The sequence below is a fragment of the Citrobacter sp. BIDMC107 genome (genome assembly GCF_001037575.1).
Lineage (GTDB): Bacteria > Pseudomonadota > Gammaproteobacteria > Enterobacterales > Enterobacteriaceae > Citrobacter > Citrobacter freundii.
In genome coordinates this window covers 1,467,737-1,492,153 of record NZ_KQ089848.1, presented here as the reverse complement: position 1 = coordinate 1,492,153, position 24,417 = coordinate 1,467,737, and the positions used below count along the sequence as shown (strand labels likewise).

Below are 24,417 nucleotides of genomic sequence, written 5' to 3'. Positions count from 1 at the left end.
GAAACATCTTCGGGTTGTGAGGTTAAGCGACTAAGCGTACACGGTGGATGCCCTGGCAGTCAGAGGCGATGAAGGACGTGCTAATCTGCGATAAGCGTCGGTAAGGTGATATGAACCGTTATAACCGGCGATTTCCGAATGGGGAAACCCAGTGTGTTTCGACACACTATCATTACGTGAATACATAGCGTAATGAAGCGAACCGGGGGAACTGAAACATCTAAGTACCCCGAGGAAAAGAAATCAACCGAGATTCCCCCAGTAGCGGCGAGCGAACGGGGAGCAGCCCAGAGTCTGAATCAGCTTGTGTGTTAGTGGAACGGTCTGGAAAGTCCGACGGTACAGGGTGATAGTCCCGTACACCAAAATGCACAGGTTGTGAACTCGAAGAGTAGGGCGGGACACGTGGTATCCTGTCTGAATATGGGGGGACCATCCTCCAAGGCTAAATACTCCTGACTGACCGATAGTGAACCAGTACCGTGAGGGAAAGGCGAAAAGAACCCCGGCGAGGGGAGTGAAAAAGAACCTGAAACCGTGTACGTACAAGCAGTGGGAGCCTCTTTATGGGGTGACTGCGTACCTTTTGTATAATGGGTCAGCGACTTATATTCTGTAGCAAGGTTAACCGTATAGGGGAGCCGAAGGGAAACCGAGTCTTAACTGGGCGTTAAGTTGCAGGGTATAGACCCGAAACCCGGTGATCTAGCCATGGGCAGGTTGAAGGTTGGGTAACACTAACTGGAGGACCGAACCGACTAATGTTGAAAAATTAGCGGATGACTTGTGGCTGGGGGTGAAAGGCCAATCAAACCGGGAGATAGCTGGTTCTCCCCGAAAGCTATTTAGGTAGCGCCTCGTGAACTCATCTTCGGGGGTAGAGCACTGTTTCGGCTAGGGGGTCATCCCGACTTACCAACCCGATGCAAACTGCGAATACCGAAGAATGTTATCACGGGAGACACACGGCGGGTGCTAACGTCCGTCGTGAAGAGGGAAACAACCCAGACCGCCAGCTAAGGTCCCAAAGTCATGGTTAAGTGGGAAACGATGTGGGAAGGCACAGACAGCCAGGATGTTGGCTTAGAAGCAGCCATCATTTAAAGAAAGCGTAATAGCTCACTGGTCGAGTCGGCCTGCGCGGAAGATGTAACGGGGCTAAACCATGCACCGAAGCTGCGGCAGCGACACTATGTGTTGTTGGGTAGGGGAGCGTTCTGTAAGCCGTTGAAGGTGGCCTGTGAGGGTTGCTGGAGGTATCAGAAGTGCGAATGCTGACATAAGTAACGATAATGCGGGTGAAAAACCCGCACGCCGGAAGACCAAGGGTTCCTGTCCAACGTTAATCGGGGCAGGGTGAGTCGACCCCTAAGGCGAGGCCGAAAGGCGTAGTCGATGGGAAACAGGTTAATATTCCTGTACTTGGTGTTACTGCGAAGGGGGGACGGAGAAGGCTATGTTAGCCGGGCGACGGTTGTCCCGGTTTAAGCATGTAGGCGGAGGTTCCAGGTAAATCCGGTACCTTTTTAACGCTGAGGTGTGATGACGAGGCACTACGGTGCTGAAGTAACAAATGCCCTGCTTCCAGGAAAAGCCTCTAAGCATCAGGTAACACGAAATCGTACCCCAAACCGACACAGGTGGTCAGGTAGAGAATACCAAGGCGCTTGAGAGAACTCGGGTGAAGGAACTAGGCAAAATGGTGCCGTAACTTCGGGAGAAGGCACGCTGATATGTAGGTGAAGTGGTTTACCCATGGAGCTGAAATCAGTCGAAGATACCAGCTGGCTGCAACTGTTTATTAAAAACACAGCACTGTGCAAACACGAAAGTGGACGTATACGGTGTGACGCCTGCCCGGTGCCGGAAGGTTAATTGATGGGGTTATCCGTAAGGAGAAGCTCTTGATCGAAGCCCCGGTAAACGGCGGCCGTAACTATAACGGTCCTAAGGTAGCGAAATTCCTTGTCGGGTAAGTTCCGACCTGCACGAATGGCGTAATGATGGCCAGGCTGTCTCCACCCGAGACTCAGTGAAATTGAACTCGCTGTGAAGATGCAGTGTACCCGCGGCAAGACGGAAAGACCCCGTGAACCTTTACTATAGCTTGACACTGAACACTGGTCCTTGATGTGTAGGATAGGTGGGAGGCTTTGAAGTGTGGACGCCAGTCTGCATGGAGCCATCCTTGAAATACCACCCTTTAATGGCTGGTGTTCTAACGTGGACCCGTTACCCGGGTTGCGGACAGTGTCTGGTGGGTAGTTTGACTGGGGCGGTCTCCTCCTAAAGAGTAACGGAGGAGCACGAAGGTTAGCTAATCCTGGTCGGACATCAGGAGGTTAGTGCAAAGGCATAAGCTAGCTTGACTGCGAGAGTGACGGCTCGAGCAGGTGCGAAAGCAGGTCTTAGTGATCCGGTGGTTCTGAATGGAAGGGCCATCGCTCAACGGATAAAAGGTACTCCGGGGATAACAGGCTGATACCGCCCAAGAGTTCATATCGACGGCGGTGTTTGGCACCTCGATGTCGGCTCATCACATCCTGGGGCTGAAGTAGGTCCCAAGGGTATGGCTGTTCGCCATTTAAAGTGGTACGCGAGCTGGGTTTAGAACGTCGTGAGACAGTTCGGTCCCTATCTGCCGTGGGCGCTGGAGAATTGAGGGGGTCTGCTCCTAGTACGAGAGGACCGGAGTGGACGCATCACTGGTGTTCGGGTTGTCATGCCAATGGCATTGCCCGGTAGCTAAATGCGGAAGAGATAAGTGCTGAAAGCATCTAAGCACGAAACTTGCCCCGAGATGAGTTCTCCCTGAGACTTTAAGTCTCCTGAAGGAACGTTAAAGACGATGACGTTGATAGGTCGGGTGTGTAAGTGTAGCGATACATTGAGCTAACCGATACTAATGAACCGTGAGGCTTAACCTTACAACGCCGAAGATGTTTTGGCGAAGAGACGACATTCAGCTTGAAACAGATTACATTAACCGGCGAGAAGCGGGTTAATAACAGAATTTGCCTGGCGGCTGTAGCGCGGTGGTCCCACCTGACCCCATGCCGAACTCAGAAGTGAAACGCCGTAGCGCCGATGGTAGTGTGGGGTCTCCCCATGCGAGAGTAGGGAACTGCCAGGCATCAAATTGCAGTAAACCGGGATGAAGAATCCGGGTAGTGACAAAGAAATTCGGTGGAGCGGTAGTTCAGTTGGTTAGAATACCTGCCTGTCACGCAGGGGGTCGCGGGTTCGAGTCCCGTCCGTTCCGCCACTTATTAAGAGCCCTGAGCATTAGCTCAGGGCTTTTTCTTTGCCTGCAGTTTAATTATTGCTACATCCGCAAAAATCCTCTGCATTTATCACTCTTTTTCTATAAAGAGCTGGAAGTCATAATCCTTTTAGTTGATGAACATAGTGATTAAAAAGAGGAATTCTATGGCTATCCCTGCATTCGGTTTGGGTACTTTCCGCCTGAAAGACGACGTGGTTATCGCTTCTGTTAAAACGGCGCTTGAACTAGGCTACCGTGCTGTCGACACTGCGCAAATCTATGATAATGAAGCGGCTGTTGGTCAGGCGATTGCCGAAACCGGCGTACCGCGTAACGAACTGTACATCACCACCAAGATCTGGATTGAAAATCTCAGCAAAGAAAAACTGATCCCAAGTCTGAAAGAAAGCCTGAAGAAACTGCGTACAGATTATGTTGATTTGGTGCTGATCCACTGGCCATCTCCAGGAGATGCTGTATCTGTTGAGGAATTCATGCTGGCGCTGCTCGAAGCAAAACAGCAGGGACTGACTCGTGAAATTGGTATCTCAAACTTCACCATTGCGCTGATGGAAAAAGCCATTGCCGCAGTAGGCGCAGACAATATTGCGACCAACCAGATTGAGCTTTCTCCGTATCTTCAGAGCCGTAAGGTGGTTGACTGGGCGAAAGCACACGGTATCCACATCACCTCTTACATGACGCTGGCTTACGGTAACGCGCTGAAAGATGAAGTGATTGCGCACATTGCCGCTAAACATAATGCGACCCCGGCGCAGGTTATTCTGGCATGGGCAATGGGGGAAGGTTACTCCGTAATTCCTTCTTCTACCAAACGTGAAAACCTGGCAAGCAACCTGCTGGCGCTGGAACTGCATCTGGATGCCGAAGATAAAAAAATGATCGCGGCACTGGACTGCAACGATCGTCTGGTCAGCCCGGAAGGTCTGGCTCCTGCCTGGGATTAATTGCCCGAGCCTGTGTATCCCTTACCCCTCTTTTACAGCTCCTTCGGGAGCTGTTCTTATATATTCACTTAAAAAGTCTATAAATGCACGAATACGTGTACTGACCGCACGATCGCTGTAGTAAACGGCGCTGAAAGGCATTTTTACCGGCAGACGTTTATCGGCCAGCAGTTCCACTAGCTCTCCCTGCGCGATCTCTTTATCTATCATATAATCTGAAAGACAGGCGATGCCGTTGCCGTTCAGGCAAAGCTGTTTTAGCGTTTCCCCACTGTTGGAAGAAATTCCACACTCGACCTCATGCAGCTGTCCGTCGCTACAGGCAATTGGCCAGGTATTGAGCGAAACCGGTTCGGAAAACCCCAGACACAGATGCTGTTTTAACTCCTCGACGGTCTCTGGTCTACCAAAACGGGCAATGTACTCCGGTGAGGCAATAATCTTGCGATAGCTGGTAAATAACGGACGCGCACGTAGACTCGAGTCAGTCAGTGTACCCGCTCGTATAGCAACATCCACTTTTCGTTCAATAAGATTGATGAATGTTTCCGAGGAGACGAGAGACAACGTCATCTCGGGATACCGCTCCCGGAACGGTTTGATTAGCGGCATCAGGAAATGCAACATCACCGGTGTTGCTGCGTCGACGCGCAGCAGGCCGCGCGGAGTATTACGCGACTCCATGATTTCCGTTTCTGCTGCAGCCATCTCTTGCAGTATCTGCTGCACCCGCCTGAAATAGCGCTCTCCTTCCTCAGTGAGACTTAGCTGTCGGGTCGTTCGATTAAGCAAACTGACGCCCAGTTTCATCTCCAGCTTTTTTACTGCCCGACTGACCGCGGAATTGGCTTGTCCAAGCTGTTCTGCCGCCCGGCTAAAGCTGCCGCTTTCCACTACCGCTACAAAAATCGCAAGTTCTTCAGAGGTTGCTTTCATTTTTGCACCTGACGCAAAATTATATTTAGATTTTGAATATTTTTGTCATTAAAACATCCAGGCATACTGCGTGTCATCTGATTACTGATGTTACGGAGTTATTTATGCCTCTCGCTTTATTTGCACTAACAATTAGTGCCTTCGCTATAGGCACTACTGAGTTTGTGATTGTTGGTCTGGTGCCGACCATCGCTCAACAACTGGCGATCTCGTTACCTTCCGCCGGGATGCTGGTTTCCATCTATGCGCTGGGTGTGGCGATTGGCGCACCGGTACTGACCGCTTTGACCGGACGCCTGCCACGTAAGCAGTTACTGGTTGCGCTGATGGTTCTGTTTACGGCGGGGAATTTGCTGGCATGGCAGGCTCCCGGGTATATGACACTCATTGTCGCTCGTCTGCTGACTGGGCTGGCACACGGTGTATTCTTCTCGATTGGTTCTACCATCGCGACAAGTCTGGTGCCGAAAGAGAAAGCGGCCTCCGCCATCGCCATTATGTTTGGTGGCTTAACGGTGGCGCTGGTAACCGGCGTGCCGCTGGGAACGTTTATTGGTCAACACTTTGGCTGGCGCGAGACTTTCCTTGCGGTATCAATGTTAGGCGTGATTGCACTGATCAGTAGCCAGTTGTTGATCCCCGCCAACATTCCCGGTCGTGCAGCCGCCAGCATTCGCGACCAGGTGAAGGTGCTGACTCATCCCCGTCTGTTGCTGATTTATGCCGTTACGGCACTGGGCTACGGCGGTGTATTCACGGCATTCACCTTCCTGGCACCGATGATGCAGGATCTGGCGGGATTCTCTCCGGCAGCAGTAAGCTGGATCTTACTGGGTTACGGTGTTTCAGTGGCTATCGGTAATATCTGGGGTGGTAAGCTGGCGGATAAGCATGGTGCTGTTCCTGCGCTGAAATTCATTTTCGCCGCGTTGTTTGTTCTGTTGATGGTTTTCCAACTGACGGCTTCTACGCAGTATGCCGCGCTGGCTACCATCCTGGTAATGGGGATCTTTGCCTTTGGTAACGTACCGGGGTTGCAGGTCTACGTGGTACAGAAAGCGGAACAATTTACGCCTAATGCTGTAGATGTGGCGTCAGGGTTGAATATTGCGGCGTTTAACATTGGCATTGCACTGGGTTCAGTGATTGGTGGACAAACGGTCGAGCATTATGGTCTGGCGCAGACGCCGTGGATTGGCGAACTTATTGTCCTGGTTGCGTTCCTGCTGATGGGACTCAGCGGTCGTCTTGATAAGCCCGCGCGCGTTGCTTTGGGGTAAATCATTGATGTAAGCGCCCACTTACAAAACAAACTGCAATTGTTCGTTGAAAGTGAGTGCTAAAATCCCTATAACAGAAGAACCAGTCCGGCTGCGGACTGGTTGACGTTACAGAGGTTTGAAAGTCTAAAGTGCGAAAAAACACCTATGCCATGCGTTATGTTGCCGGACAACCCGCCGAGCGGATTTTACCGCCGGGGTCGTTTGCGCATATTGGCCAGGCATTACCCGCAGGCGTTCCGTTAAGCAGTGAAGATCGCATTCGCGTGCTGGTATGGAATATTTTTAAACAGCAGCGCGCAGAATGGCAGTCGGTGCTGAAGAATTTTGGCAAAGATGCGCATCTGGTGTTATTGCAGGAAGCACAAACCACGCCAGAACTGGTGCAGTTTGCGACCGCTAACTATCTTGCTGCCGATCAGGTTCCGGCCTTTGTGCTGCCTCAGCATCCCTCTGGCGTCATGACGCTCTCTGCTGCTCATCCTGTTTACTGCTGTCCATTGCGCGAGCGTGAGCCTATTTTACGGCTGGCGAAATCGGCGCTGGTGACGGTGTACCCGTTGCCTGACACTCGGCTGTTAATGGTGGTGAATATCCACGCGGTTAACTTTAGCCTTGGCGTTGATGTCTATAGTAAGCAGTTACTTCCTATTGGCGATCAGATTGCTCATCACAGCGGTCCGGTGATCATGGCCGGCGATTTTAATGCCTGGAGCCGTCGACGGATGAATGCGCTGTACCGCTTTGCGCGTGAAATGTCGCTGCGCCAGGTTCGCTTTACTGACGATCAGCGCCGCCGTGCCTTTGGTCGCCCTCTCGATTTTGTGTTCTATCGCGGTCTGAACGTGAGTGAAGCCTCTGTGCTGGTCACCCGTGCATCCGATCACAACCCGCTACTCGTTGAATTCAGTCCCGGCAAACCTGAACAATAACGGTGTGTCAGGTCTGCCATAGGGCAGGCCTGTGATGGTTGCCCTTCATATTTCTCAACAACCGAAGGACAACACAATGACAACACGCTCTCACCATGACAACGTCGAAAAACAGTTTGGCTCTCAGGCTAATGCCTATTTAACCAGTACGGTGCACGCCTCTGGCCGTGACTTGCAACGTCTGGGGGAAAGGTTGTCGGCATTTCCACAGGCTCGCGTATTGGATATGGGATGCGGAGCAGGGCACGCCAGCTTTGTGGCCGCGCAACACGTAAAGCAGGTCGTGGCTTATGATTTATCGTCGCAGATGCTTGAAGTGGTTGCTAAGGCGGCAAAAGACCGAGGTCTGGATAATATCGCCACACGGCAGGGGTATGCTGAAAGCCTGCCATTTGAAGATAACGTATTTGATGTGGTGATTAGCCGCTATTCCGCGCATCACTGGCATGATGTCGGGCGCGCGCTGCGGGAAGTGAACCGCGTTCTGAAGCCCGGTGGTGTACTGATTGTGATGGATGTGATGTCGCCTGGCCACCCAGTACGTGATATCTGGTTGCAAACCGTGGAGGCGTTACGCGATACCTCACACGTACGCAACTATTCCAGCGGAGAGTGGTTGTTGTTAATCAATGACGCCAATCTGATTGCCGATACCTTGTTAACCGATCGTCTGGCGCTGGAATTCAGTTCGTGGGTGGCGCGGATGCGTACGCCTGCAGCGTTGAGCGACGCGATTCGTGCCTATCAACAAAGTGCTTCTGCACAAGTGAAAGACTACTTTGCGTTACAGGAAGATGGCTCGTTTACCAGCGACACGATAATGGTTGAGGCACATAAAGCGGGATAAATAAAAAAGGCACTGGGGGGAAACCAGTGCCTTCATTTCTACAATGCTATCAGGAGTCCGGCATGTCGTTGTTTTTCACAAACAACGTTAGCTGATCGCCTGGCTGTAGATTATTCGTATCGCTGTTCCAGCGCATCACATCCTTGATGTTAACCCCGTGGCGTTTGGCAATACTCGAGAGCGAGTCGCCTTTACGCACACGATAGGTGATGCTATCGCTGTTGTTCGCCAGTCGCTGTGCGCTGCTACCAGCGCCCACCGTCAGGTTCTGGCCTACTTTCAGCGACGACCCTCGCAGATTATTCCACTGCTTAAGGTCATTGATGCTCACGCCAAGACGTGAAGCAACGCCAGAAAGCGTATCGCCGCCGCGAACTTTGTAGCTACGGCTGTTCAGCGGCGTGTTATCCGCGACCAGCGTTGACTGCACGGCTGCAATTTCGCCTGAAGCCAGAGACTCACGCAGCTTCTCAGCATGCTTCTTTGGCACCATCACATATTGCGGGCCGCTGGCACCCAACGTGGAACCTTTCACGCCTGCATTGAAGGTCTTCAGCTTGCTGACGGAAATACCCGCCATATCGGCAACCTGAGCCATCTCAACCGGGCTACTCAGGCGAACACGTGCCAACGCGCGGCTTTCGTCTGTTGTTGGCAGACGTACGCCATAGCGTTTGCTGTTTTTGAGTATATCGCTCAATGCCAGCATTTTGGGCACGTATAGCTTCGTTTCCTGAGGCAATGGCAACGACCAGAAGTCAGTGGGTTTACCACGAGCTTTGTTCGTTTTGATTGCCTTCATGACACGACCTTCACCGCTATTATAAGCAGCAACGGTCAGCAGCCAGTCGCCATCAAACATCTTGTTCAGACGCTGCATCATGTCCAGCGCGGCGGTGGTGGAAGCCACAACGTCGCGACGTGCATCATAACTGCGGGTCTGTTTTAAACCATAATTGCGCCCCGTGCTCGGAATGATCTGCCAAATACCTGCGGCATTGGCGCCAGACGTTGCGTGAGGATCAAAAGCGCTCTCCACTATGGGTAGTAGTACCAGTTCCATAGGCATGTTACGTTTCTTAACTTGCCCGGCTATCCAGTACATATACGGCTCTGCCCGTAAAGTTACATCGTGGAGATAGCTCTTATTGCGTAAATACTTCTGTTTCTGTTCGCGAATCCGGCTGTTTTCCGGAATTCCCATCTTTAGCTCGTCACCAATGAAAGCCCACAAATCTTGATCAGCAGCGATAGATGTTCCGTCGTCCATCCATCGCGCCTGACTTGTAAACTTTCCTGCTTCCCCTTGACCAGCTGCAGAAAGGCTCTGTGCGTGTTGTTGGACGTTACCAGTATTCTGGCACCCAACAAGCAGGACAGAGGCGAGTAATATCGCTTTTGCCTTCATGTGTGTGTCAATAGTTGCTTAAAAGACGACCGATCATAACGGCGAAGTTTTCAAAAGGCAACCCGGAATTGTCAGAACGTATCTTTCTTTGACCTTAACCAGGCAAAACGCTCCTCAGGTTGTTGCAATATTGTTTCTTTGTTAATTTCATTAATTAAATCAATATCTTCTGTTCTTAAAAAAAGATTATTTCGCCGCTCATTTTTCAGAATTACGGGTAGTGTCATTTGTTTTTTTACGCGTAACTCATTAACTTTACGATAATATTCATTTATGAACGAATCGTGCGGGAGAATGCTTAAGGCAAACTTCATGTTTGCTAATGTGTACTCATGTGCGCAACAAATTAATGTATCGTCAGGAAGGGCGTTGATTTTTTTAAGTGATTGATACATTTGGGTTGCGGTGCCTTCAAAAAGTCGACCGCAACCGCCAGAAAAGAGTGTGTCACCACAAAATAAGTAAGGATGGCTAAAGTAACAGATATGTCCTAAAGTGTGACCCGGAGTAGCAATTACCCTAAATTCATGCCCCAAAACGAGTGCAATATCGCCATCTTCGACTATGTGTGTCGTTCCCTTATCTTGCGTTTCAGCCGGTCCGTATACCACTATTTGTGGGAAATGCTGCAGAAGTTCTTTCACTCCGCCCACGTGATCCTGATGATGATGGGTTAGCAGAATGGCTTCAGGCACCCAGTTATGCTCTGCAATGGCTTTCAGAACAGGAGCCGCTTCACCCGGGTCCACAATCAGACAATGCTGGTCATTATTTGACAAGACCCAGATGTAATTGTCCTGAAATGCAGGAATACTGTTAAGATTCATATATTACCTCTAAATGCGTAACGGAAGGTTGTGATGAAACCGGCAAGGATCCCTCAAACTGTCGTAGCGCCCGTTAGCTGGGATGATCTGCCCTGGGGCGAACACTATCGTGAGGCGCTGGAGTATCAGCTTAACCCGTGGTTCGCAAAAATGTACGGTTTTCATCTGCTTAAGGTTGGTAATTTAAGCGCAGAAATCGATTCCGAAGCGTGCGCGGTTTCTCATCAGGTAAATGTTTCTTTGCAGGGTTCTCCCATGCAGGTGACGGCCGATCCTTTGCATCTTCCCTTTGCCGATAAGTCCGTGGATGTCTGTTTATTGGCCCATACGTTACCGTGGTGTTCCGATCCGCATCGCCTACTGCGTGAAGCCGATCGCGTGTTGATTGATGACGGTTGGTTGATTTTGAGCGGTTTTAACCCGGTAAGCCTGATGGGTTTGCGTAAACTGGTGCCCGTATTGCGTAAGACATCGCCCTATAACAGTCGGATGTTTACCCTCATGCGTCAATTGGACTGGCTATCATTACTGAATTTTGAAGTGCTGCACTATAGTCGTTTTCATGTTCTGCCCTGGAATAAGAAGGGCGGGAAAATGTTAAGCACCCATATCCCCGCGCTGGGCTGTTTACAGCTGGTGGTTGCGCGCAAGCGAACCATTCCGCTTACACTCAACCCGATGAAACAAAATAAAAGCAAAACGCCTATCCGTCATGCCGTTGGCGCGACCCGGCAATACCGTAAACCGGACGCTTAAGCCTCAGTCTGATACCCAATATCATCCTGAGTCGGGCTCATGGCCGCGGTGCGCGCAAGCTCATCGCAGCGTTCGTTTTCCGGATGGCCCGCATGGCCTTTAACCCATTCCCATTTGATTTGATGAGGGCCTAAAGCGGCATCGAGACGCTTCCACAGATCGACGTTCTTCACTGGTTTTTTATCTGCTGTTTTCCAGCCACGCTTCTTCCAGTTGTGGATCCACTGCGTAATGCCCTGGCGCACATACTGGCTGTCCGTGCTGAGTATCACTTCACACTGTTCTTTCAGGGCTTCCAGCGCAACGATTGCTGCCATCAGCTCCATGCGATTATTAGTTGTAAGGTTGTAGCCTTCGCTAAAGGTTTTTTCGCGCCCGCGATAGCGTAAAATCGCCCCATAACCACCCGGTCCGGGATTTCCCAGGCAAGAACCATCGGTGAAAATTTCTACCTGTTTAAGCATCTCTGGTAGACTTCCTGTTTTAGCAAATCGAAATCAAACGATAAGTCTGACATAAATGACCGTTATGAGCACTGGAATTACACGACAGATCGTCCTCGATACCGAAACCACCGGTATGAACCAGATTGGCGCCCACTATGAAGGCCACAAGATCATTGAGATCGGTGCGGTTGAAGTGGTGAACCGCCGCCTGACCGGCAATAACTTCCATGTTTACCTGAAGCCGGATCGGCTGGTGGACCCGGAAGCGTTCGGCGTACACGGAATCGCAGACGAATTCCTGCTTGATAAACCCACGTTTGCTGATGTAGCCGACGAATTTCTCGACTACATTCGTGGCGCGGAGCTGGTCATCCATAACGCATCGTTCGATATCGGTTTTATGGATTACGAATTCGCGAAGCTCAAGCGGGATATTCCGAAGACGAACGAATTCTGCAAAATAACCGATAGCCTGGCGCTGGCGAGGAAAATGTTTCCTGGCAAGCGAAACAGCCTTGATGCGTTGTGCTCGCGCTATGAGATAGACAACAGTAAACGAACCCTGCACGGCGCATTGCTTGATGCCCAGATTCTGGCCGACGTTTATCTGATGATGACCGGCGGGCAGACCACGATGGCGTTCTCAATGGAAGGCGACAGCCAGCAGAGGAATGACACGGGGATCCAGCGTATTGTGCGCCAGTCCAGCAAACTACGTGTTGTTTTCGCCACTGATGAAGAGTTAGCGGCCCATGAGTCACGCCTTGACCTGGTGCAGAAGAAAGGCGGAAGTTGCCTCTGGCGGGCATAGTTTGTACATTTACCGTATGAAAATGGCCATTCGGGTGATTTTTGCAGCAAACGATTAAAAAACGTGAGAAAAAGCGTTGACGAGGTGCGAGGCAATCCGTAATATTCGCTTCGTTCCCAAGCGGAACACAACGCGGAGTGGTAGTTCAGTTGGTTAGAATACCTGCCTGTCACGCAGGGGGTCGCGGGTTCGAGTCCCGTCCATTCCGCCACTATTCAGAAAGCCTGAATCAGAAATGATTCAGGCTTTCGTCGTTATTAACCCGCCAAAAATAATAATCTCATTCTCACGTTCTACCGACCGCGCCCGTGCTTTCGGGTGGGCAACACATCAGGTCATCCTTAACCCGACGCATATCCAGAAGGCGATTAACTTGCGAAGTGATTCATCACGCAGGCGAAGCGGGGTGAAAAGTTATCGCCAATAAGAACCGTTTCCTCATTCAGGTGCTTTAGCATATACAGCTTGTCGGCACGTTCGTAAGCGTCAAAGAAAAGATAATCTATAGCATCCGTTGCTTCATCATCCGGGGATTTTTCGCGTCCGTCGGGGGTGAGCATAAAAACGCCGGCGGTATGGCCGAGTGGTCGGGCATAGCGAAAGAACAGTTTTCGGTTAACAGCAAACTCGCCATCATCACTTTTGAGTTTCCCTTGTACTGACAATGAGAGGTGTCCAGAGTTGTAGCTGGTGATCAGCATTATTCCGTGGAGTTCCTTTTTGGTGTTTTGGATGTCGAGTATCGACGTGAATTCCGAGGAACAGGAAAAACTGATTTCTTGTTTTTTCGCATTCCCGGCGATAATAAAAAAAGCGATAGTCGCCAGCCCAAAAATGGCAATCACGACTGACCATAGTAAAGGAGAGTGATCGCTTTCCTGCTTCATATCATTCCTCATGATGGCGATACTGGCTGATGCAATGGTAATAGCCGAGGTTTAGCCCGCATTCAGCGGCAAATGACCACTCAACCAGATTATGGTTGCTCGCCCAGGTATTGAGATACAGATCTTTTGGATACGAACAGTTAGGGTTAATACCCACGGACTTGAAAATATCCAGCGCTTTTTTTTCGGTAATGGTGTCGGTGAGGGCGTTTCCTAATATATGCACACGGCACTGCTCGTAGTCGATAGTCCGCAGGATCGCCGCGTCCGTCATAGCGATTTTATTGGGTATCCATGTTAACCACGCTGTCGCCAGCACGGCGATTCCGGTAATTAACGTTGTTATCGTGACAGGCCACAGGTTTCGTTTCTTTTTCCTGGGCATCAATGCAATATTGGCTATTCTGGTGGGTGCTTGTGCTTCCTCCAGTTGCTGAATATTGATACTGGCGTCGCCCATCCGAAATCCTATTCGCGGAATGGTGACGATCAGTTCTGCAGGATGGCCCGTAGACGTTATTGCTTTGCGCAGAAATGAAATGTGCTGATTGAGATTAGCATCCGTCGCTCTGGCGCCATTATGCTGGAAAACATTCTGCAGAATTTCATCGCGCGAGGATATCTCTTTACCATTTTGCAACAGATAGAGCAGTAATTGTGTTGCCACATTATTCAATGTGGCCATTTCACCAGACGCCAGGTCTTTTAGGGTATTTTTATGTGGTCTGAAAACTAAGCCATCACCAATAATTACGGATTTGATTTTGTTTATTGGTATATGAGAAATCACTGATGTCTCCTTTAAAGCAGGATATCTCGCATTCGAGTGGGGGAAGCAATAGCATAACATAATTCATTTATAAAAAATGATTGTACTATAGAACTCTTTATTAATATTTACATAACAATCTATTAATATATCTAATAGAATCCTCCTATGTCCTTCCTCTCTTTCACTATCTTATTGTCATTACTCGCTTTTGATACCTAATTTCATTTTTACAAAACTTTCATAAATACATTTTGCCTGTTCTTCTGGCTAAATAAAAAAATATTTGATAGATAAAAACTCTATAAAAACTATAAATAATAGCAATTAACACTGGGTGTGGTGTGTTTTTTGGATGTTTTTTAGGTAAACGATCGCTAGACAGACAGGGTTACAACACGATTCCCTGAGTTTGATTAATACCGGATTTTTGCATTGTGTCATTTTTTCGTCGACTTAATATAAGCCCCGAAACAGCGTAAACACCTGTGGACGGTATTTCGGATGGAATACCAATGAAGTTCAAAATACGGGGTGGCTTGAGATGGATTGTTTGCAAGGATATGCACTATCGCCACCTGCAGATCAGGATTTCCCTTGCATTAATTGTCTGCGGAAATAGATCGCCGGAATAACCAAAAAACAGATATAAGGTTAAGTAGTAATATGAAAATGAAAAACGTGGCTGTGGCCTGTGCGCTGATGGCGGGAATGGCTTTTACTGCATCTTCTGCTTATGCTGCAAAAAATGTTGAACCGACTAACGGTAAAATTCACTTCACTGGTTCTCTAGTTAATTCCGCATGCGGTCTGGCCCCAGAATCCAGCCCGGTGCAGGTAAATTTTGGTGAAATCCCAACCTCTCAGTTAAAAGACAACCAACGTGCTGGCGTTAAGCATGCCAAAATCGTGCTGCAGGGCTGCGATACGACCGTCGCGAAAACGGCTACTGTGACCTATACCCCGGCAACAATTGATTCAGATAACAACGCGCTGGCCGCGTTCACCTCGGGTACTGCAAAGGGTGCGGGCATCGGTATGGTTGACAGCGGCAACCAGGACGTGGAATGGGGCAAAGCCGCCTCTCAGGTCAACATTACCGATGGCGAAACCGACATTGATTTCGTCGCTTACCTGCAGGCAAACAACGCATCTGCAGCGGTAACTCCGGGTGATTTCGAATCTACCGTTAATTTCCAGATCGACTACCAGTAACGATCTGCAGCAGGCGCAATTATGCGCCTGCCTAACCCTTCCTGCGAATAACTGAAAGGAAATGCGGTGATGCCTGGATGGCGTATTTTACTGCTTTTTATCTTTATATCGCCTGCATGGGTTTTGGCTGACACTCATCGTCTTGTCAGTACGCCCGGCAAAATGCGCATGCGGGGAAATATTATTGAAGCTGCCTGTTATGTCGATCCGCGCGACCGGTCGCTACTGGTTGAATTTGATGATCTCTCAGCCAGAGATATTTCCGGTAAACCTGAAAAAGTATCTGCGCATGATTTCAGCATTCATTTGCTGGGATGTTCCCTTGGGGATTCTCAACATCCGGGGAGTCTGTTTCAACGCGCCAATATTACCTTTTCCGGCGCACCCGATAGTGACAATCCTGATTATCTGAGCGTGCAATCGGAAACTGAAAATTTAGCGATAGAAATATATGACGGCAAAGGACAGCAAATTCATCTGGGTGAGCCATCACCGGACTATGCGCTTAACCCAGGGAAAAACACGCTCAATTTTACGGCTTATTTGATCTCCCGCGACGGAAGAATGACATCCGGCGAATTTACTGCGGTCACGCATTTTGTTGTGAATTATCTCTGAGCTGCACTGCAATTCGGGTATCTGAAGGTTTGCGAACGAAAATGATCACGCTGAAAACAGATAAAAAACGTCTGGCGCTTTTTATTGCTCTGGTCTGTGCCTCTTCATTTGTTGAAGCGGATGAGGCCATTGAATTTAATACCGACGTACTGGATGCCAGCGACAGGCACAATGTCGATTTGCAGCGTTTTTCCGAAGGCAACTTTGTGACTCCCGGAGAATATCTGCTGGATGTTCGTATTAACAGCCAGGAGATCCCTCAGCAGTCGATTCGTTATATCGTCGACCCTGCCAACCCGCATAAATCCATGGCCTGTCTGACGCCACAACAACTTGAATTACTGGCGCTCAAAGAAGAGGCGCTGACCTATATTCACCCGATCAGCGCGGCCTGCTATGACATTTCCCGCCTGCCGGGTGTGGTGCTGAATAATAGCGCCGGCGTACTGGACATTACCGTGCCTCAGGCATGGATGAAATATACTGATCCAGACTGGACGCCGCCGGAGCGTTGGGATAACGGTGTCGCAGGGCTAATTTTTGACTACAGCGTTTCAGGCCAGGCCACACATTACGAGCAGGGCGGCGATCGTTATCGCTCTCTGTCTGGCTATGGGCAGACTGGCTTTAACCTCGGCGCGTGGCGTTTTCGTGGCCAGTACCAAGCCAATTACGCTTCGGATGAGAACCGAGGGCGAATCGATTGGGATCAGATCTATGCCTATCGCCCGTTACCGATGCAGGCGGCAAAACTGACGCTCGGCGAAATCTACCTGAATTCTCAGGTTTTTGATTCGGTACGTTTCACCGGGGCGAACCTCGCCAGCGACGAACGCATGCTGCCGCCGAATTTGCAGGGCTACGCGCCCGAAGTACATGGCATCGCGCGCAGCAATGCGAAGGTCACTGTCAGTCAGCAGGGGCGTGTTATCTATCAAACCACCGTTCCTGCGGGGCCATTTAATATTCAGGATCTGCACGGCTCGGTACGCGGCACGCTGGATGTTCGCGTCGAAGAGCAGGATGGCAGTGTACAAACCTTTCAGGTCAATACGGCCGATATTCCTTACCTGACGCGCCCGGGCTATGTTCGATACAACGCCGCGGTCGGTAAGCCATCGCGTTATAACCACGACGTCCAGGGGCCTACGTTTTATAGCGGTGATTTTTCCTGGGGGGTCAGCAATGCGTGGTCGCTGTATGGCGGCGCGTTGCTCACTGGCGATCGTTATAACGCCTGGTCGATGGGGATTGGGCGGGATTTGAGCTGGCTGGGTGCGCTGTCGGCTGACGCGACGCAATCCGTGAGTCGGGTGAAGCATCAGACTGAACAAAAAGGGATGTCCTTTAAGCTCAGCTATGCCAAAACCTTTGATGAGTACAACAGCGCCATCACCTTTGCTGGTTACCGCTTTTCACAGCGTAACTTCCGCACCTTCTCGCAGTTCCTTGACGAGCAGTATGAAAATAACAACAGCGCCGGCAACGAAAAAGAGATGTACACCATCACCGGTAACAAGACCTTTTTTGCTGACGACCCGCAATTAGCGACCACGCTGTACCTGACCTATACCCACCAGAATTACTGGGATCGTGGCTCTCAGGATCGTTACGGGTTGTCGATGGGACACAGCTTTTCGTTCGCAGGCATTCAGGGGATCAGCGCCAACCTTGCCGCTTACCGTTCTGAGTATCAGGGCAAACGGGACGACAGCCTTTCGCTGTCCATTTCGGTGCCATGGAGCGATGGCCGCTCCATGGATTATGAAGTGCAAAACAGCGGCAACCAGACCAGTCAGATGGTTTCGTATTCCGATAACCGCGACCGTAACAATCCATGGCGACTGCGCGCAGGGGTTTCCGGTGAAGGGCACACCGCGTTTGATGGTTACTACAAGCATCGCAGCATGATGGCTGAGCTTGAGTCTAACGTCAGCTGGCAGCAATCACGTTATTTCTCCGTTGGCGGCACGATGCGCGGCGGCTTTACCGCAACGCGTCACGGCGCGGCGCTGCATAACAGCCAGGCGTCAATGAATACCGCCAGGGTGATGGTTGATACCGACGGTGTGGCGAATGTACCGCTGAACGGTGAACAGGCGCACTCAAACCGCTTCGGTATTGCCGTCGTACCGGACGTCGTCAGCTATCACAGCTTTGATACCCGTATCGATGTAGACGCAATGGACGAGGATATTTCCGCGACCAAAGCCATCGTCACCAACACCCTGACGGAAGGCGCGATTGGTTATCAGCGCTTCGCCGTGGCGCAGGGGCAAAAAATGATGGCGCTGCTGCGCCTGAAGGATGGCTCTGTACCGCCGTTTGGTGCCGAAGTGTTTAACGCCAACGGTGTCAGCGTCGCCATGGTGATGGAAAACGGCATGGCCTGGATTGCGGGTGTGAATCCAACTGAGCGTCTTTCTGTTGCCTGGGGCGGTCGTGCTCAGTGTCACTTACAGGTGCCGCAACAAATCAACCCGGAGGGTAACGTGCTGTTGCCTTGTGAATAATTTCAATAACCTGAATGAATTTTGTCATGAAAAATAAAGCTTTTTACTCCGTGCAGCGTTGGCTGAAACCCGTGGCCTGCGGTCTGCTTTTGATTGCAGAGATCAACGCCTCATGGGCGGGTATCGCACTTGACCGTACGCGCCTGATCATCACTGGTGATGCGCGCTCTGTCAGCGCGAACTTAACCAACACCAGTCCGAGCATTCCGTTTCTGGCTCAGTCGTGGGTGGAAGACGCCAATGGAACAAAAATTACTTCGCCGCTGATGGTTTTACCGCCGCTACAACGGATTAACGGCGGGCAAAAGGGCATTGCACGTGTGACGAAAACCAGCGGTATTAACGCTCTGCCACAGGATCGAGAAAGTCTGTTCTACCTGAACGTGCGCGAAATTCCGCCCAAGCCGGATAAGCCGAACGTTCTGCAGCTGGCGATGCAGTCGCGTATCAAACTGTTCTACCGTCCGACCGCCATCGTGCCGGAAACACCGGGCGCCGTGTGGCAAAACCAACTGGTCTTTCATAAGCAGGGCCTGCGCTGGAGTGTGGATAACCCAACGCCGTACTTCGTCACCTTGATCGGCTTAAGCCGCAAACCTGAAGCTCAGGGCGGCGACAGGCTGACTGACTTCCCTGGGGTTATGGTTTCACCAAAGTCCTCTCGCGATTTCAGTGTGACCGACGGCAGCGTTAGCCAGTTCAGCATGATGTATGTGAACGATTTTGGCGGTCATCCCGAATTGAAATTCAGCTGCACAGGCAATGTGTGTAAAGCATTGCCAATGGAGCAACAGCCCCGGTAACAGGATTCGTAAATGAAAAAGATGCTTTGCGCTCTGCTGATGGCGGGCATGGCCTGCTCGGTTCAGGCCACAAGCGGTCGCCAGGATATGAGCAACGTGTCCGGTGAGTATGGCAATGTCCGCTTTCATGGTCGGGTATTCGTTTCGCCGTGCGTGCTGGATATGGCCTCCCGCGATCAGACTATCGATCTTGGTGATATTTCCGCCAGCCGATTTCGCCAGGGCGGCGATCGCAGCGATCCGGTATTGGTCACGCTGTATCTGAACGGCTGTTTAAAGGGCTCCGGTCATACCTTAAGGGATTTTCCCGGGCAGACCAGTGAGATGCCTGAGCTTGCTTACAGCACGGTGGAGCGTGGTGTTTCGATGACGATGATGGCTGAAGGCGCACCGGAAAACAGCGATTTGGGGCGCATTCGTGGCGATGTTCGCGGCGCGGGCATCCGGCTACTGACTGAACGTAAGCAGTTGATCCACCTGAATCAACCGCAACGCATGTGGATCCTCAAACCGGGCGATAACGCCATTCATTTTCTTGCCGCGCTGGAATCTTTTGGGCGAGAGGTGACCGCCGGAGAATTTAACGGTCTGGTCAGACTTAAGCTGGAGTATCTATGAGCGTATTGCGCAAAATGCTGCTGTGGGGGGTGCTGGCAGCCTGTCCGCTGGCCGGGCAGGCATTCACACAGGGGGAAGGTGAGCCGCAGGGAGGATCGCCGCATCAGTACGATATTGAACTGAACTCGCTGGATGTCAGCAAAAACCACGTGGGCGGCAGAACGGAGCCGTTCCCGTGGAATCTGGGCAGTTGGTATGTAGTGGATTTTCACTGCGAACAGGCTGACATCTCCCGACAACCGATTTACTACACCACCACGACCACGATGCCGCCTTCCAATCAGGGAGCGAACCGTTTTCGTTTAAACGAGTATCTGGATGTGGAAGTACAGGTGTGGGTCGCCGGGCGTTATAACAACTACGTTCAGGCACCTTTTACCAATTTTTCAAATCGTTATAACGATCATAGCTGCAAAAAGCGCAAAGGTTACGAGCGGGCTACCAACATAGAAAGTGGTTCAAAAGGGAAAGTGACGTTTATTGTCACAAAACCCATTATTAATGGCATCAATATTACCTCCCAGTCGCTGGTGGAGGTTGCTGGGCGCTTAGGGGATGCTGGTCCTACGCCGACAACGCCAATTTCCCGCGTGGTGATTAAATCCGGGCTGATTACCGTACCGGACAAATGCACCTTCAACCGGGGAGACAAAATCAGCATTGAGTTTGGCGATTTGCCAGGATCCGCTGCCCGGCTCAACGGCACTAACTATAGTAAGCCAATCCCTATACATGTGGTGTGTGAGGGCGGCAGCTTCGATCAGGGCGCGCTGAATATCAATCTTGGCGTGCAAACGACCACGGCGTCAGGCACGGCGGGATTTAACGGTAATCTCCTCGGCACGTTAAGCGGCGGACAAAAACGCGACGATCTCGGCATTATGCTTAAAGACGAGAGTGGTGGCACCGTTGTGCCCAATCAATTTTACAACGTGAAGGGGTTTTACCAGAATCAGGGCGACTGGAATCTCACCGCCGCGCCGGTGGCAAAGCCGGGCGTGGGAAGTGTGAAGGAAGGTGAATTTGAAGCCTCTGCCACCGTTGTCGCGCAGTTTCAGTAGGGGGATGTCATGAGATTCTCGGCGTTATTCGCGACCGGTATGTTACTGCTTGGCAGCATGGCACAGGCCGACACCAAACTGGTCGGCGGCGATATGTATTTTCACGGCACCATCAGAGCACTGGCCTGCAGCCTTGCACCGGGTGGCGACAAAATCGAGGTCGATTTCAAGCAAATCGCGACGCAGGATCTCTATCTCTCGGGGCGCAGTAAGCCGGAAAAATTCAGCATCAAGTTACGCGACTGCAATCCTGAGGTTTTCCGTGGGATCTCGGTTACCTTCAGCGGTCGTGAGGATGCGGAGCTGGCAGATCATCTGGCGCTGGATAGCAGTGAACAAGGCGGCGCGTCAGGGATCGGGATTGGGATGAGCGAAGAGGACGGCACGGCAATCCGCCTTGATGAGAGCACATCAGTCAAAGAGATAACAGAAGGTTCGATGACGCTGAATTTTTTGGCGTGGGTCGCAGCGGAGCCATCGGCGATAAAAAATCAGTCTCTCGAATACGGTCCGTTCAGCGCCAGCGGGACCTGGACGTTGAACTACCAGTAGCATGATGAACGAACTGAATCGCATTGCGCCGCTGCCTGCGCAGAAATTATTGCTCGGTATTAGTCTGTTTTTCTGGTGTGGGGCCATGCATTTCTACTGGCCGAACAACGGCGGCAGCGGTCTGTCGTTGCCGCTTAATATTACGAGCTGGATCTACGCTGTTGTACTGGCTGCAAGCGCATTGATGCTGGCGCCTCGTCAACGCTGGCGCATCACTGTGCCAGCTGCGGGTTTTACGATCGGGGCGTTCATCCTGATGTTGCTTTGCCTGCTAACACCTGACGTCAGGCAGGCCGAGGCACTACTGGTGGCGGGGGCGTTACTGGGAGGTGTGAGCGTCTATCTGGTCACATTGCAAATTCCTCTCACGGCAAACACCCTGACGGCACTGCTGGCCCTGCTATGGGGGGCGTGCGTGATTGAATGTCTGGTGTTTGTCTATCAGTACTGGCATTTGCCGGGCGTGGATTACTGGGAGTTTGCCTGGCGACGTGGTACACGGCCTTACGGCATTTTTCAGCAGGTCAACCTGCTGGCCAGCTTTACGGCCTGTGGCGTGTTGCTGTCAGCCACGCTCTTTTTACGGCTGCGCGACGGGTATCGAATTGTCATCGGGGTTGGCCTGGTGATGATGGGATTTGTGCTGCATGAATCCCAGTCGCAAACCGGTTACCTGTCTCTGGTAGTCGGTGAAGTGCTGCTGCTGGCGGTTTTCCCGGCGCAACGGCGTACGTTGTTACTACTCCTGTTGCCGTTGGCGTCAGGCATGGCGGCGGGGTCGCTCGTTCGCCATTTTTTGTCCGTTGCAACGGTCGATCACTTCACCACTTCCCAGGTGCGCTGGACGGTACTCAAAACGTCGTTGGCATTATTTGCCGAACGCCCGTGGACGGGGTGGGGCGTGGGCAGTTTTGCCGCCGTGTTTCTCGAACGTGCGGGACCGTTGGGGTTGAGCAGCATCTCGCATCCGCACAATGAACTGGTGTTATGGCTGGTGGAGGGCGGTCTGGTTGGGCTGGTGGGAGCGCTGTGTTTTATTGCGAGTGGTTTCTGGCTCTGGATGCATGGAAATCGTTGGCGTCGCGCCTGTCTGGTGGCGGCGCTGCCGGTGGGGATTCATATGCTGACGGAATACCCCGTCAGGCAGTCAACGCCGCATTGGCTACTGCTGATCCTGTTGCTTCGATGTGCAGACAGCGACCGAGCTGGAATACGCCTGGCGCTTACCTCGACGTGGCTGATTCGCGCGCCAGGGGTTATCTCGCTACTGACAGTCGCGCCATTGCTGCTTCTCACGCTGCATACGCAACAGCAACTGACGCTGGCGGAGAGGCAGTCATCGCAGTGGCATCTTGCCGAATCGCTCCCTGTAGGAGGCTGGCTTCTTACCAGTCGCTATCGGTTTGATGTCCAGATGGGGTATCTGCAACGGTATCAGCGTACTCGGGACGCTCGTTGGCTGGAGGCGGTTCGCCGCTGGGCGCCTGACTATGTGCGCGTTCACCCAGACCCTAATGTCTCCTTCACGCAAATCTTGCTGGCGTTGCAACAGCGCGACCTTGTCGAGGCGCATCGTCTGGCGACGCGCTTTTGCCTGATATACCCGAACGATCGCCGTATCCCGTGGCTGCAGGATGCACGACGTCCTTTTAATAAAATACTGGAATGATATGAACAGATTCAGCGAACAGGCCCGTTATGTACCAGAACTTCCCCGCAACGCCGAACTGCTGCAGATCACTGGGATCCGTTTGCAGCGCATTCATTTTTTTGATGACGTATCGCTGGATGTCTGTGAAGTGTTAAGTCAGGTACGCACTCCGCTTCCACTGGATTTGTTTTTCAAGCACCTTTCAATTGCGGCAAAACAGCAGCTTTTTCTATGGCAAATGCAACGGGTGCTGGCTCTTTCTGGAAGCTATTCGTTGAATTTATCCGTCAGGATGCTGACCTGTCTGTCATGGGTCACGCGTCTCACAAAGCAGGTGCATCAGGGGCGGATTGTTATTGAGATTCAGGATCCGGGCTCCATGATGCGGCTGGAGAAGGCAGAGCAGCAGGCCGTATGCATCGCCGTAAAAACGCTGGTGCGTCACGGGTTTCGCGTGTGGCTGGATGATGTTTCACCTGAGCTATTTTTTGTCTGGCGGCTGTCGGGCATCCGTTTCGATGCCATCAAAATTGAAAGTGGAATGTTTCATCAGTTCAGAACATCGGAGTGGCAGTTGAGGGTTCTGGTCAATCAGTTTCGTGGGCTGGGTGAACGGGTTGTCATTGAGGGGGTAGAAACGCCACAGGATTATGCCATTTGCCGTATGAGCGGCGCAGATGCTGTACAGGGGTTTCTGTTTGAACAGGCGATTTTACCGAAAAGCCTGAATCATTGCTGATTCAGGCTCTGGCAATTACTCGCTTAGCGTCTGTGCGATGTCTTTTTGCACCTGCTGGCGCTGTTCTGGAGTCAGCACTTTGTTCAGGTCAAAATAGTATTTCACGCGATAATAACGCGCCTGCTGTTCGATGTTGCTGAATGCCGAAAGCTGTTTTTTGACGGCTGTTTCATCCCACTTCCCGGACTTGATGACGTCAATCAACGCGCCGTCTTTAACATCCTTCACCGAAATCTGGCTTACGTTGGTTTCAAGCTGCTGGTGCAGTTTTTTAATCTGCGCAATCTGGTCAGTGCTCAACTTAAGATGTTGTACTATCGGATCCTGGGCTGGAGCCGGAACATTAGATGTGGTTGCTGCAAGCGTGCTAAAAGAAGCGCCAGCCACGGTAACTGCCAGCAAAGTCATGCGTAAGAAGTTCTTCATGTCGAGATCCTGATAAGGGAATTATTAACATTGTCAGTCACTCGCTGGTTACGAGTGATTATCTTTTGCAGGATACGATGCCCACCGCA

The 24,417-nt window shown here is 51.3% G+C and carries 21 protein-coding genes, 2 tRNA genes, 2 rRNA genes and 1 pseudogene; 19 read left to right on the top strand and 7 right to left on the bottom strand.

Annotated features, from left to right (window positions below; translation table 11 throughout):
• Positions 1 to 20: 20 nt before the first annotated feature.
• The 4 genes from SK39_RS07005 (at position 21) to dkgB (ending at position 4,233) form a co-directional block, all read left to right on the top strand.
• Positions 21 to 2,927: ribosomal RNA gene (locus SK39_RS07005) — 23S ribosomal RNA — on the top strand.
• A gap of 90 nt (positions 2,928 to 3,017) precedes the next feature.
• Positions 3,018 to 3,133 (top strand): 5S ribosomal RNA (gene rrf, locus SK39_RS07000).
• A 55-nt stretch (positions 3,134 to 3,188) separates the two neighbouring features.
• Positions 3,189 to 3,265, top strand: a tRNA-Asp gene (locus SK39_RS06995).
• A 164-nt stretch (positions 3,266 to 3,429) separates the two neighbouring features.
• The gene (dkgB, locus tag SK39_RS06990; protein ID WP_016149586.1) at positions 3,430 to 4,233 is read left to right on the top strand and encodes a 2,5-didehydrogluconate reductase DkgB; all 804 of its coding nucleotides are present in this window, start codon (positions 3,430 to 3,432) and stop codon (positions 4,231 to 4,233) included.
• A gap of 21 nt (positions 4,234 to 4,254) precedes the next feature.
• Here the strand turns inward: dkgB and yafC are convergent, their stop codons facing one another.
• A complete protein-coding gene (gene yafC, locus SK39_RS06985; protein ID WP_046669730.1) occupies positions 4,255 to 5,169 on the bottom strand; it encodes a DNA-binding transcriptional regulator YafC in 915 nt (304 codons plus the stop codon).
• 104 nt (positions 5,170 to 5,273) lie between these two features.
• Here yafC and SK39_RS06980 point away from each other — a divergent pair, with 104 nt between their 5' ends.
• From SK39_RS06980 to SK39_RS06970, 3 genes are all read left to right on the top strand, one after another.
• Entirely contained in the window at positions 5,274 to 6,449 is a 1,176-nt protein-coding gene (locus SK39_RS06980; protein ID WP_048216823.1) for an MFS transporter, read from the top strand.
• A gap of 131 nt (positions 6,450 to 6,580) precedes the next feature.
• Positions 6,581 to 7,381, top strand: coding sequence for an endonuclease/exonuclease/phosphatase family protein (locus SK39_RS06975; protein ID WP_003031427.1), 801 nt, complete (start codon positions 6,581 to 6,583; stop codon positions 7,379 to 7,381).
• A 76-nt stretch (positions 7,382 to 7,457) separates the two neighbouring features.
• The gene (locus tag SK39_RS06970) at positions 7,458 to 8,228 is read left to right on the top strand and encodes a class I SAM-dependent methyltransferase (RefSeq protein ID WP_048216822.1); all 771 of its coding nucleotides are present in this window, start codon (positions 7,458 to 7,460) and stop codon (positions 8,226 to 8,228) included.
• Positions 8,229 to 8,277: 49 nt separating this feature from the next.
• Here the strand turns inward: SK39_RS06970 and mltD are convergent, their stop codons facing one another.
• Together mltD and gloB are read right to left on the bottom strand one after the other, a co-directional pair.
• Positions 8,278 to 9,636 (bottom strand): murein transglycosylase D, encoded by a 1,359-nt coding sequence (mltD, locus tag SK39_RS06965; protein WP_048216821.1) that lies wholly within the window; start codon positions 9,634 to 9,636, stop codon positions 8,278 to 8,280.
• A 71-nt stretch (positions 9,637 to 9,707) separates the two neighbouring features.
• Positions 9,708 to 10,463, bottom strand: coding sequence for a hydroxyacylglutathione hydrolase (gene gloB, locus SK39_RS06960; RefSeq protein ID WP_003031418.1), 756 nt, complete (start codon positions 10,461 to 10,463; stop codon positions 9,708 to 9,710).
• A 33-nt stretch (positions 10,464 to 10,496) separates the two neighbouring features.
• On the opposite strand from gloB, the gene SK39_RS06955 reads away from it, so the two are divergent.
• Positions 10,497 to 11,219, top strand: coding sequence for a class I SAM-dependent methyltransferase (locus SK39_RS06955; protein ID WP_003031413.1), 723 nt, complete (start codon positions 10,497 to 10,499; stop codon positions 11,217 to 11,219).
• On the opposite strand, the pseudogene rnhA reads toward SK39_RS06955, so the two are convergent.
• Positions 11,216 to 11,794 (bottom strand): annotated as a pseudogene (gene rnhA / locus SK39_RS06950) (ribonuclease HI). The gene SK39_RS06955 and the pseudogene rnhA sit on opposite strands and share 4 nt — an antisense overlap.
• Here rnhA and dnaQ point away from each other — a divergent pair.
• On the top strand, positions 11,748 to 12,476 hold the full coding sequence (gene dnaQ, locus SK39_RS06945; protein WP_003031410.1) for a DNA polymerase III subunit epsilon: 729 nt from the start codon (positions 11,748 to 11,750) through the stop codon (positions 12,474 to 12,476). The pseudogene rnhA and the gene dnaQ overlap by 47 nt on opposite strands.
• A 134-nt stretch (positions 12,477 to 12,610) precedes the next feature.
• A tRNA-Asp gene (locus SK39_RS06940) sits at positions 12,611 to 12,687 on the top strand.
• A gap of 157 nt (positions 12,688 to 12,844) precedes the next feature.
• On the opposite strand, the gene SK39_RS06935 is transcribed toward SK39_RS06940, so the two are convergent.
• Positions 12,845 to 13,363, bottom strand: coding sequence for a hypothetical protein (locus tag SK39_RS06935; RefSeq protein ID WP_003838893.1), 519 nt, complete (start codon positions 13,361 to 13,363; stop codon positions 12,845 to 12,847).
• Between the two features lies 1 nt (position 13,364).
• Positions 13,365 to 14,048 carry a winged helix-turn-helix domain-containing protein gene (locus SK39_RS06930; protein ID WP_223232893.1) on the bottom strand — a complete coding sequence of 228 codons (684 nt, stop codon included), beginning with the start codon at positions 14,046 to 14,048 and terminating at the stop codon, positions 13,365 to 13,367.
• Between the two features lie 750 nt (positions 14,049 to 14,798).
• On the opposite strand from SK39_RS06930, the gene SK39_RS06925 reads away from it, so the two are divergent.
• The 9 genes from SK39_RS06925 (at position 14,799) to SK39_RS06885 (ending at position 23,902) form a co-directional block, all read left to right on the top strand.
• Entirely contained in the window at positions 14,799 to 15,347 is a 549-nt protein-coding gene (locus tag SK39_RS06925) for a fimbrial protein (protein WP_044702521.1), read from the top strand.
• A 69-nt stretch (positions 15,348 to 15,416) separates the two neighbouring features.
• Positions 15,417 to 15,965 (top strand): fimbrial protein, encoded by a 549-nt coding sequence (locus SK39_RS06920; RefSeq protein ID WP_003838886.1) that lies wholly within the window; start codon positions 15,417 to 15,419, stop codon positions 15,963 to 15,965.
• A gap of 41 nt (positions 15,966 to 16,006) precedes the next feature.
• Entirely contained in the window at positions 16,007 to 18,478 is a 2,472-nt protein-coding gene (locus tag SK39_RS06915) for a fimbria/pilus outer membrane usher protein (RefSeq protein ID WP_048216820.1), read from the top strand.
• Between the two features lie 14 nt (positions 18,479 to 18,492).
• Positions 18,493 to 19,281: a fimbrial biogenesis chaperone gene (locus tag SK39_RS06910; protein WP_032948580.1), complete on the top strand. Its 789-nt coding sequence runs from the start codon at positions 18,493 to 18,495 to the stop codon at positions 19,279 to 19,281.
• 12 nt (positions 19,282 to 19,293) lie between these two features.
• Positions 19,294 to 19,899, top strand: a complete 606-nt coding sequence (locus tag SK39_RS06905) for a fimbrial protein (RefSeq protein ID WP_032948581.1) — start codon at positions 19,294 to 19,296, stop codon at positions 19,897 to 19,899.
• Positions 19,896 to 20,960: a fimbrial protein gene (locus SK39_RS06900; protein ID WP_048216818.1), complete on the top strand. Its 1,065-nt coding sequence runs from the start codon at positions 19,896 to 19,898 to the stop codon at positions 20,958 to 20,960. Before SK39_RS06905 ends, SK39_RS06900 begins: the two co-directional genes overlap by 4 nt.
• A 9-nt stretch (positions 20,961 to 20,969) precedes the next feature.
• Complete coding sequence (locus SK39_RS06895; RefSeq protein WP_048216817.1) at positions 20,970 to 21,512, top strand: fimbrial protein; 543 nt, start codon at positions 20,970 to 20,972, stop codon at positions 21,510 to 21,512.
• 1 nt (position 21,513) lies between these two features.
• Positions 21,514 to 23,181, top strand: coding sequence for an O-antigen ligase family protein (locus SK39_RS06890; RefSeq protein WP_048216816.1), 1,668 nt, complete (start codon positions 21,514 to 21,516; stop codon positions 23,179 to 23,181).
• A 1-nt stretch (position 23,182) separates the two neighbouring features.
• The gene (locus SK39_RS06885; RefSeq protein ID WP_003838873.1) at positions 23,183 to 23,902 is read left to right on the top strand and encodes an EAL domain-containing protein; all 720 of its coding nucleotides are present in this window, start codon (positions 23,183 to 23,185) and stop codon (positions 23,900 to 23,902) included.
• A gap of 15 nt (positions 23,903 to 23,917) precedes the next feature.
• Here the strand turns inward: SK39_RS06885 and SK39_RS06880 are convergent, their stop codons facing one another.
• On the bottom strand, positions 23,918 to 24,328 hold the full coding sequence (locus SK39_RS06880) for a Spy/CpxP family protein refolding chaperone (protein ID WP_003838871.1): 411 nt from the start codon (positions 24,326 to 24,328) through the stop codon (positions 23,918 to 23,920).
• Positions 24,329 to 24,417: the final 89 nt, after the last annotated feature.

Coding starts and splice junctions, on each gene's coding strand:
- gloB (WP_003031418.1), bottom strand. CDS start 10,463: ATGAATCTTAACAGTATTCCTGCATTTCAGGACAATTACATCTGGGTC.
- SK39_RS06910 (WP_032948580.1), top strand. CDS start 18,493: ATGAATTTTGTCATGAAAAATAAAGCTTTTTACTCCGTGCAGCGTTGG.
- SK39_RS06895 (WP_048216817.1), top strand. CDS start 20,970: ATGAGATTCTCGGCGTTATTCGCGACCGGTATGTTACTGCTTGGCAGC.
- SK39_RS06935 (WP_003838893.1), bottom strand. CDS start 13,363: ATGAAGCAGGAAAGCGATCACTCTCCTTTACTATGGTCAGTCGTGATT.
- dkgB (WP_016149586.1), top strand. CDS start 3,430: ATGGCTATCCCTGCATTCGGTTTGGGTACTTTCCGCCTGAAAGACGAC.
- SK39_RS06955 (WP_003031413.1), top strand. CDS start 10,497: ATGAAACCGGCAAGGATCCCTCAAACTGTCGTAGCGCCCGTTAGCTGG.
- SK39_RS06925 (WP_044702521.1), top strand. CDS start 14,799: ATGAAAATGAAAAACGTGGCTGTGGCCTGTGCGCTGATGGCGGGAATG.
- yafC (WP_046669730.1), bottom strand. CDS start 5,169: ATGAAAGCAACCTCTGAAGAACTTGCGATTTTTGTAGCGGTAGTGGAA.
- SK39_RS06980 (WP_048216823.1), top strand. CDS start 5,274: ATGCCTCTCGCTTTATTTGCACTAACAATTAGTGCCTTCGCTATAGGC.
- SK39_RS06890 (WP_048216816.1), top strand. CDS start 21,514: ATGATGAACGAACTGAATCGCATTGCGCCGCTGCCTGCGCAGAAATTA.
- SK39_RS06905 (WP_032948581.1), top strand. CDS start 19,294: ATGAAAAAGATGCTTTGCGCTCTGCTGATGGCGGGCATGGCCTGCTCG.
- SK39_RS06880 (WP_003838871.1), bottom strand. CDS start 24,328: ATGAAGAACTTCTTACGCATGACTTTGCTGGCAGTTACCGTGGCTGGC.
- SK39_RS06885 (WP_003838873.1), top strand. CDS start 23,183: ATGAACAGATTCAGCGAACAGGCCCGTTATGTACCAGAACTTCCCCGC.
- SK39_RS06930 (WP_223232893.1), bottom strand. CDS start 14,048: ATGGCCACATTGAATAATGTGGCAACACAATTACTGCTCTATCTGTTG.
- mltD (WP_048216821.1), bottom strand. CDS start 9,636: ATGAAGGCAAAAGCGATATTACTCGCCTCTGTCCTGCTTGTTGGGTGC.
- SK39_RS06915 (WP_048216820.1), top strand. CDS start 16,007: ATGATCACGCTGAAAACAGATAAAAAACGTCTGGCGCTTTTTATTGCT.
- SK39_RS06900 (WP_048216818.1), top strand. CDS start 19,896: ATGAGCGTATTGCGCAAAATGCTGCTGTGGGGGGTGCTGGCAGCCTGT.
- SK39_RS06970 (WP_048216822.1), top strand. CDS start 7,458: ATGACAACACGCTCTCACCATGACAACGTCGAAAAACAGTTTGGCTCT.
- SK39_RS06920 (WP_003838886.1), top strand. CDS start 15,417: ATGCCTGGATGGCGTATTTTACTGCTTTTTATCTTTATATCGCCTGCA.
- dnaQ (WP_003031410.1), top strand. CDS start 11,748: ATGAGCACTGGAATTACACGACAGATCGTCCTCGATACCGAAACCACC.